Origin of the sequence: Sellimonas catena (genome assembly GCF_027924685.1) — a bacterium.
GTDB lineage: Bacteria > Bacillota > Clostridia > Lachnospirales > Lachnospiraceae > Sellimonas > Sellimonas catena.
In genome coordinates, this window is record NZ_BSBO01000027.1 from 56,444 (window position 1) to 63,344 (window position 6,901).

The 6,901-nt window shown below is 48.0% G+C and carries 10 protein-coding genes; 8 read left to right on the forward strand and 2 right to left on the reverse strand.

Going from position 1 to position 6,901, the window contains the following annotated elements; genetic code table 11:
• Window positions 1-11 precede the first annotated feature (11 nt).
• From Selli1_RS12860 to Selli1_RS12880, 5 genes are read left to right on the forward strand one after another with little or no spacing between them, the layout of a single operon-like run.
• A complete protein-coding gene (locus tag Selli1_RS12860) occupies window positions 12-1,049 on the forward strand; it encodes a FecCD family ABC transporter permease (protein ID WP_281873182.1) in 1,038 nt (345 codons plus the stop codon).
• Window positions 1,039-1,830, forward strand: coding sequence for an ABC transporter ATP-binding protein (locus Selli1_RS12865; RefSeq protein WP_281873185.1), 792 nt, complete (start codon window positions 1,039-1,041; stop codon window positions 1,828-1,830). The genes Selli1_RS12860 and Selli1_RS12865 overlap by 11 nt, the downstream gene beginning before the upstream one ends.
• Window positions 1,831-1,870: 40 nt before the next feature.
• Entirely contained in the window at window positions 1,871-2,254 is a 384-nt protein-coding gene (locus Selli1_RS12870; protein WP_118637408.1) for a YbaN family protein, read from the forward strand.
• A gap of 25 nt (window positions 2,255-2,279) precedes the next feature.
• Entirely contained in the window at window positions 2,280-2,567 is a 288-nt protein-coding gene (locus tag Selli1_RS12875) for a 4Fe-4S dicluster domain-containing protein (protein ID WP_138373452.1), read from the forward strand.
• Window positions 2,568-2,585: 18 nt separating this feature from the next.
• Window positions 2,586-3,143, forward strand: coding sequence for a flavin reductase family protein (locus Selli1_RS12880; RefSeq protein WP_281873189.1), 558 nt, complete (start codon window positions 2,586-2,588; stop codon window positions 3,141-3,143).
• Between the two features lie 57 nt (window positions 3,144-3,200).
• Here Selli1_RS12880 and Selli1_RS12885 read toward each other — a convergent pair whose 3' ends face one another.
• Window positions 3,201-3,761: a chromate transporter gene (locus Selli1_RS12885; protein WP_281873192.1), complete on the reverse strand. Its 561-nt coding sequence runs from the start codon at window positions 3,759-3,761 to the stop codon at window positions 3,201-3,203.
• Window positions 3,758-4,327 carry a chromate transporter gene (locus Selli1_RS12890; protein WP_087254436.1) on the reverse strand — a complete coding sequence of 190 codons (570 nt, stop codon included), beginning with the start codon at window positions 4,325-4,327 and terminating at the stop codon, window positions 3,758-3,760. The genes Selli1_RS12885 and Selli1_RS12890 overlap by 4 nt, the downstream gene beginning before the upstream one ends.
• Window positions 4,328-4,430: 103 nt before the next feature.
• On the opposite strand from Selli1_RS12890, the gene Selli1_RS12895 reads away from it, so the two are divergent.
• From Selli1_RS12895 to Selli1_RS12905, 3 genes are all read left to right on the forward strand, one after another.
• The gene (locus Selli1_RS12895) at window positions 4,431-5,369 is read left to right on the forward strand and encodes a LysR family transcriptional regulator (RefSeq protein ID WP_281873195.1); all 939 of its coding nucleotides are present in this window, start codon (window positions 4,431-4,433) and stop codon (window positions 5,367-5,369) included.
• Entirely contained in the window at window positions 5,329-5,925 is a 597-nt protein-coding gene (locus tag Selli1_RS12900; protein WP_281873197.1) for a GNAT family N-acetyltransferase, read from the forward strand. Before Selli1_RS12895 ends, Selli1_RS12900 begins: the two co-directional genes overlap by 41 nt.
• A 194-nt stretch (window positions 5,926-6,119) precedes the next feature.
• Window positions 6,120-6,665, forward strand: coding sequence for a flavodoxin (locus tag Selli1_RS12905; protein WP_281873199.1), 546 nt, complete (start codon window positions 6,120-6,122; stop codon window positions 6,663-6,665).
• The last annotated feature ends 236 nt before the right edge of the window (window positions 6,666-6,901 follow it).

The following is a 6,901-nucleotide window of genomic DNA, read 5'->3' on the forward strand; positions in this document are numbered from 1 at the left end:
GAGGATGAGCTATGAGTGAAGACAGAGAAGAATCCGGCAGGCAGGACCAAAGCCGGAAAAAACGAAAAACAGCCCGGGCGGCAGCCTCCTTTATCGTCACAGGAGTCCTGCTCGTGCTGCTGATCGTTGTGTCCGTCAATATCGGAAGCCTGAAGGTTTCTCCTTCAGAGTTGTTCAGGGGACTGTTCATCAAAAGGATCGATGATGTGGCGGCTATTTATGACCTGCGTTTCCCGAGGATCGTGATCTCCCTGTTTGCAGGGGCGGCAGTAGCGGTCTCGGGCGTCCTTTTCCAGGCAGTGCTGAAAAATCCGCTGGCAGACCCTGGAATTATCGGGATTTCCGGAGGAGCCGGTTTTGTCGCGGTACTGATCACGGCCTTCTTGCCGGTCCTTTATTTCTTTACCCCGCTTTTCGCGTTCGTAGGCGGGGTACTGGCCTTTTTTCTGGTATACAGTCTGTCGTGGAAAGGAGGATTAAGCCCGCTTCGCATCATCCTGACCGGTGTTGCGGTAAGCGCCATGTTCACCGGTCTTTCAGATGCCCTGAATGCAATGAGCGGAGGAACTTCCTCCGGTGTGGCATCCATTGTGGAAGGGAATATCACTCAGAAAACATGGGAAGATGTACAGACCCTTCTCCCCTATGTAATTACAGGGCTTGTCCTTTCACTTTTGTTTACAAAGATGTGCAACCTGATGTCTCTGGAAGACAAGACAGCCAGAAGTCTTGGTGTCAACGTAAATCTGATTCGGATTCTGGTTTCTCTGGTTGCGGTGCTTCTGGCTAGTATCTCTACAGCGGTCGTGGGAGCTGTCAGCTTCCTGGGGCTTATCGTACCTCATATCGGGCGGCTGCTTGTCGGGAGCGACCACCGGGCACTGGTACCATTTTCCATGCTGGCAGGTGCATTTACCTTTCTGCTTGCGGATACCATCGGCCGGACCGTGGCAGCACCTTACGAAGTGTCGGCGTCCATTATAATGAGCGTGATCGGCGGTCCGTTCTTTATCATTTTGTTAAGGAGGTCAAAGAAATATGCAGCCTGATACAAAACAGAGGAAACCGGCCTTGGAAGTGCGTGATCTGTTTTTTTCCTACGGGAAAAACAAAGTCTTAAAGGGCACGTCTTTTACCATAGAAGAAGGGAAGATCACAACCATCATGGGAGCGAACGGGTGCGGAAAATCAACCCTGTTCAATCTGATGACCAAGAATCTTTATCCGCGTAAAGGGAATATTTTCCTTTACGGGAAGAATATCCAGAATCTGGGTCTGAAAGATTTCGCAAAGAGGGTGTCCATTGTCCATCAGTATAATTCCTCCGCGGATGACATTACTGTGGAGAGGCTTGTATCCTTTGGAAGAACTCCTCACAGAAAGATGATGCAGGGACGAAGCGACGAGGATGAAAAAATGATCCGATGGGCCATGGAGGTTACCAATATCTTAAAATACCGGGACAGGGAAGTAAGCCGTCTCTCCGGCGGACAGCGTCAGAGGGTGTGGATCGCCATGGCGCTTGCGCAGAATACGAAGATCCTTTTTCTGGATGAACCGACCACCTATCTGGATATCCGTTATCAGATCGAGATCATGAAACTGGTGAAGAAACTCAATCAGGAGTATGGGATCACTATTATCATGGTGCTCCATGATATGAATCAGGCGATCCACTTTTCAGACCGCATCATCGGCCTGAAAGAGGGGGAGGTTGCAGTTCAGGGAGCTCCGGATGAAGTGATTACAGAAGAATGCATCCGGGATTTGTACGGGATCTCTCTGGGAGTGACAACCATTGAAGGGAAAAAATTTGTCCTGACCGTGTGACAGCTCACATCCGGTCCGGCTTAACGGGAGTGAAATAATAATGAAGAATAAGAATCCGTTCAGGATTTTCTGGATCATACTGGGTTTTCTCTGCCTGGGACTTGGCACGGCAGGAATCGTCCTGCCGGTTCTTCCGACCGTGCCTTTTTTCATGGCTACAGTATTCTGCTTTGCGAAAAGCTCAAAGCGTCTTCACGACTGGTTTGTAGGAACGAAACTTTATAAAAAACATCTGGACAGTTTTGTAAAACAGCGTGCCATGACTATGAGGACAAAGATTCGGATTGTTGGGACCGTGACCGTGGTCATGGCGGCGGGATTTCTGATGATGAGCAATGTTCCGGCCGGTCGGATCTGTCTGGCGGTTGTGTGGGTATGTCACCTGTTGTATTTCTTCCTGAGAGTGAAGACCATTAAGCCGTAAACATAGTTTTTGGTTATATATTCCTATGAAAGATTACTCCGTGATCGGAACACTGGTACCAAAGGAGGCCGAAGGAAGCTGTGTCTACTGCAATCACTGCCACCCATGTCCGGCAGGACTTGACATTGCTCTGATCAACAAGTACTATGATCTTGCAAAGGCAGGAGATTCCATGGCCGTTGGACATTATCAGAAGCTGGAAAAGAATGCTTCCGACTGTATCCGGTGTGGACACTGTAACCGCAGATGTCCGTTCCACGTAGACCAGATGAGCCGGATGCAGGAAATTGACGCATATTTTCAGCAAGCATAAGAAAGGAGCATTTTCGTTATGAGAAAAAATTTTGGACAGAAAACATGGATGTATCCACTTCCGGTACTGATTATCGGAACATACGGAGAGGATGGAACCCCGGATGCCATGAATGCGGCATGGGGCGGAATTTATGATACGGGAAAGGTAGTCCTCTGTTTAAGCGCTGGACATAAGACAACTGCCAATATCAAGGCAAGAGGAGCGTTTACTGTCAGCTTTGCAGACAAAGCGAACCTTGTTGCATCCGATTATGTTGGTATCGTATCCGCCAACAAAGAGCCGGATAAACTTGCGAAGGCGGGATTCCATACAACAAAGAGCGAGTTCGTAGATGCTCCGCTGATTGATGAGCTGCCGATGGCACTGGAATGTAAGCTGGAAAAAGTAAACGAAGACGGCAATATCATCGGAGAAATCGTCAATGTCAGTGTGGATGAATCCATTCTGGACGCAGAAGGAACGGTAGATCTTTCTAAATGGTGCCCAATTACCTTTGATCCGGTTCACAATACCTATACGGCACTGGGAGAAGCAGTAGGAAACGCATTCAGCGATGGAAAGCAGCTCTGCTGATTAAAATTTAGAAATGAATGATAGAACGGGAGATCAAAGACAGATCTCCCGTTTGTTTTATTCGATAAGCAGGGAAATACCTGCATAGAGAATGCCGGAAAGTACCATGACAAGGATCGGATTTGCCTTCCATTTCTGGAGTAAGAGAAAACAGAAGAAGAAAAGCACGACCAGAATCCAGTTGGTATAGGCAAATCGGATCGATCCTTCCGGCCAGAAAGCGGAAATCAGAATCGAGATTCCTGCCGAGGCAATCAAAGCGACAACTGCAGGTCTCAGCGTGGAAAGAACGCTTTGGAGTGCTGCCATATTCCGATATTTTAAGTAGAGTCTTGCAATGATCGTGACGATAATGCAGGATGGAAGAATACAGCCGAAGGTGGCCGCTACGGCGCCGGGAATTCCTGCGATTTTGATTCCGACAAAGGTGGCGGAATTGATGGCGATTGGACCTGGTGTCATCTGGGAAATGGTAACCAGATCCGTAAATTCCTTCATGGAGAGCCAGTGATTCAAGGTAACGACCTGGTCCTGAATCAGAGGCATGGCCGCATAGCCGCCTCCGAAGCTGAACAGGCCGATCTGAAGGAAACTGAGAAACAGATGAAGGTAAATCATGATGGATCCCCCTTTCTTCCCGGCATAAATGTCTTCAGCAGACCGACAGCAATGCAGACAAGGATGATAACGACGGCATTGATACCAAGGCAGGATGCAGCGATGAGGGCTCCCGCCATAATTAAAATAGAGAGCCATTTTTTCTCCAGAAGAATTCCGGCTGCCATTTCCCAGACGACGGATGCGATGACAGCGGCGACACCGGCCTGCATTCCTTCCAGCACAAGGCTTACGACCTGATTGTCCCGGAACGCCTCATAAAAGATGGATATCACAGAAATCACAAGAAAAGGCGGAAGGATGGTTGCGATGACCGCAGTGATCGTTCCGGCAATTCCGGCAAGCTTATACCCGACGACGATGGCGCCGTTGACCGCAATGGCTCCCGGGGCGGACTGGGCGATAGCAACCAGATCCAGCATTTCTTCTTCTTCAATCCAGTGATATTGATCGACAAATTTTTTCTTCATCAGTGTTACAATGACATAGCCGCCTCCGAAGGTGAAGGCACTGAGATAAAACGTTGATATAAATAACTTTAACAGAATCTTATGTTTCTTTTCCATTGGAATGTCCTCCCTCCTGTTTTAGTATAACTGGTCTTGATCTATATGAAAAATAGTATTATTCTATAAAATAGATAATGAATTTCTTATATATGGAGGAACCATGACACTTCGGCATATGAAAATCTTCGTGTCGGTCTACCAGAACAGTAGCATCACAAAGGCGGCAAAAGAGCTTCATCTGGCACAGCCGTCTGTGAGCGTTACGATCAAAGAACTGGAAGAATATTACGGGCAGCACTTTTTCGAGCGGATCGGAAGACGGATTTATCCAACCGCCGCCGCGAAAGAATTTTACGGATACGCCGTCCACATTGTCTCCCTGTTTGAGGCAATGGAAAAGGAATTGAAAAACGGAGATGAGATCGGGACAATCCGGGTTGGAGCCAGCATTACGATCGGGACTCATATCCTGCCGCCCCTGATGAAAGAATTTCAGGAGCAGTTTCCGGAAATCCGGATGGAGGCTGTCGTCAATCAGTCGGGAACGATTGAAAGGCTTTTGCTGGAAAATGAAATTGATCTTGGCCTGATTGAGAACCAGCCGTCTTCAGATTCCGTATGTGCGGTACCGTTTCTGGAGGATTCCCTTGTAGCGATTGTACCGGCGGAGCATCCTCTGGCGGGGAAGTGCGATGTCACACTGAGAGAGATGGCAGAGAATCCGTTTCTGATGCGGGAAAAGGGAAGCGCCGGAAGAGAGATTCTGGATGCCTGCTTCGACATGGAGCAGATCACCGTCCATCCGGCATGGGAAAGTTCCAGTACCCAGGCGATTGTGCAGGGCGTGGCAAAAGGGCTTGGCGTTGCAGTCCTTCCCTATCTGCTTGTGAAGCGGGATCTGGAACAGGGTCTGGTCTGTCAGGCATTCCTGCGCCGGCCGATTGAAAGAAAACTTAATATTATTTATCATAAAAGCAAATATATTACCAGAAGCATGCAGACTTTTGTGTCCATGTGTCTGGACTATGGAACCCATCAGATAAAGGAGGAACAACAGGATGGAAGAGACGAAAATCCGGATCCGGACAGCCGGTCCTGATGATGCAGAACAGCTTCTCGCGATCTACGCACCTTATGTCGAGAAGACTGCAATTACATTTGAGTATGAAGTGCCGGATGTGAAAGAATTCCGGGACAGAATCCGGAGGATTTTAAAGAGGTATCCGTATCTGGTGGCGGAAATATCCGGAGAAGCGGTGGGCTATGTTTATCTTGATTCCTTCATCGGAAGAAAGGCATATGACTGGTCTACTTCGGTTTCCATTTATGTAAAAGAACAGGTGCGAAAAACAGGAATCGGACGGGCGCTGTATCAGGCGGTGGAAGAAATTGCCCGGGCACAGCACATCACGAACCTGAATGCCTGTATCGGCTATCCGGAGACGGAAGATGAATATCTGACGAAGAACAGTGCGCAGTTTCATGCCCACATGGGATACCGGTTGGTAGGGGAATTCCACCAGTGCGGATACAAATTCGGAAGATGGTATAACATGATCTGGATGGAGAAAATGATCGGAGAACATGAAGAACATCCGAAACCGTTTATTCCATTTCCGGAGCTTCCAAAATCCGGCCGGGCAGAAAAAGACTGATCTTTGGAGAGAAGGGGATCTCACCATATTTGCGGAAAGAATACCGCAGATATGGTGATTTTTCATTCATTTTTTGTATCATTCCTTATGCAGGATAAGTATTTGTCTCCGGGAAATACCGTCCGTATAATAAAGGTATAGAAGGAAAACCTTCTGTATGAAATGGAATCCAACACAGATGGGAGGACGGATTTATGAAAAAACGAATGATTTCATTATGTCTGGTTTTATCAATGGTATTGACGTTTGCCGGATGCGGCAATGAAAGCAATGGAAGTGCGGACAATACACAGGGAACAACACAGCAGTCCGGAACAGACTCTGCCGGAGACGAGACGGATCAGGAAGATACCGTTCAGGGAACAGCGGAGGAAGATACGGCACAGACCGGTGAGGAGACACAGGGAACAGGCTCTAACATTCTGGTAGCCTATTTTTCCTGGGCGGAGAATGCGATTCTGGAAGAGGATGTAGACGCAGTTGCTTCTCCAAGCGTAATTGCGCCGGGAAATGTTCAGGAGCTGGCAGGATGGGTGCAGGAAGAAACCGGAGGCGATCTGTTCTCCATTCAGGTTACCGATCCTTATCCAAGCGACTGGGATGCCTGTCTGGAACGGGCAAATGAAGAACGGGGAGAGGACGCAAGGCCGGAACTGACATCCAGTGTCGAGAATCTTGACGCATATGATACCGTATTTCTCGGATACCCTAAAATGGAGCAGGGTTATATCTGTGTATAGCGGTGTATTGCGTGGAGGAAGGAGGGCGAATAGGTACAGGAAACACAACAGAAAGAAAAAGTGTGTATAGAGTAAGGTAGGAACGACCATGAGAGTGGTCGCTTTTTTACTTTATAGGAAATTGCGTTTTTGGAGCAGTCAAAAAAAGAACGCATGTTCATCGAACATATGTTAGATAAACGTGCGTTTGGGTATGACAATAAGACGTTGGCAGGATCAGAAGATATAGAAACCTT

What these genes read in the sequence shown, in the direction of transcription:
- Selli1_RS12860 (WP_281873182.1), top strand. Translation starts at nt 12, where the DNA reads ATGAGTGAAGACAGAGAAGAATCCGGCAGGCAGGACCAAAGCCGGAAA.
- Selli1_RS12865 (WP_281873185.1), top strand. Translation starts at nt 1,039, where the DNA reads ATGCAGCCTGATACAAAACAGAGGAAACCGGCCTTGGAAGTGCGTGAT.
- Selli1_RS12870 (WP_118637408.1), top strand. Translation starts at nt 1,871, where the DNA reads ATGAAGAATAAGAATCCGTTCAGGATTTTCTGGATCATACTGGGTTTT.
- Selli1_RS12875 (WP_138373452.1), top strand. Translation starts at nt 2,280, where the DNA reads ATGAAAGATTACTCCGTGATCGGAACACTGGTACCAAAGGAGGCCGAA.
- Selli1_RS12880 (WP_281873189.1), top strand. Translation starts at nt 2,586, where the DNA reads ATGAGAAAAAATTTTGGACAGAAAACATGGATGTATCCACTTCCGGTA.
- Selli1_RS12885 (WP_281873192.1), bottom strand. Translation starts at nt 3,761, where the DNA reads ATGATTTACCTTCATCTGTTTCTCAGTTTCCTTCAGATCGGCCTGTTC.
- Selli1_RS12890 (WP_087254436.1), bottom strand. Translation starts at nt 4,327, where the DNA reads ATGGAAAAGAAACATAAGATTCTGTTAAAGTTATTTATATCAACGTTT.
- Selli1_RS12895 (WP_281873195.1), top strand. Translation starts at nt 4,431, where the DNA reads ATGACACTTCGGCATATGAAAATCTTCGTGTCGGTCTACCAGAACAGT.
- Selli1_RS12900 (WP_281873197.1), top strand. Translation starts at nt 5,329, where the DNA reads ATGGAAGAGACGAAAATCCGGATCCGGACAGCCGGTCCTGATGATGCA.
- Selli1_RS12905 (WP_281873199.1), top strand. Translation starts at nt 6,120, where the DNA reads ATGAAAAAACGAATGATTTCATTATGTCTGGTTTTATCAATGGTATTG.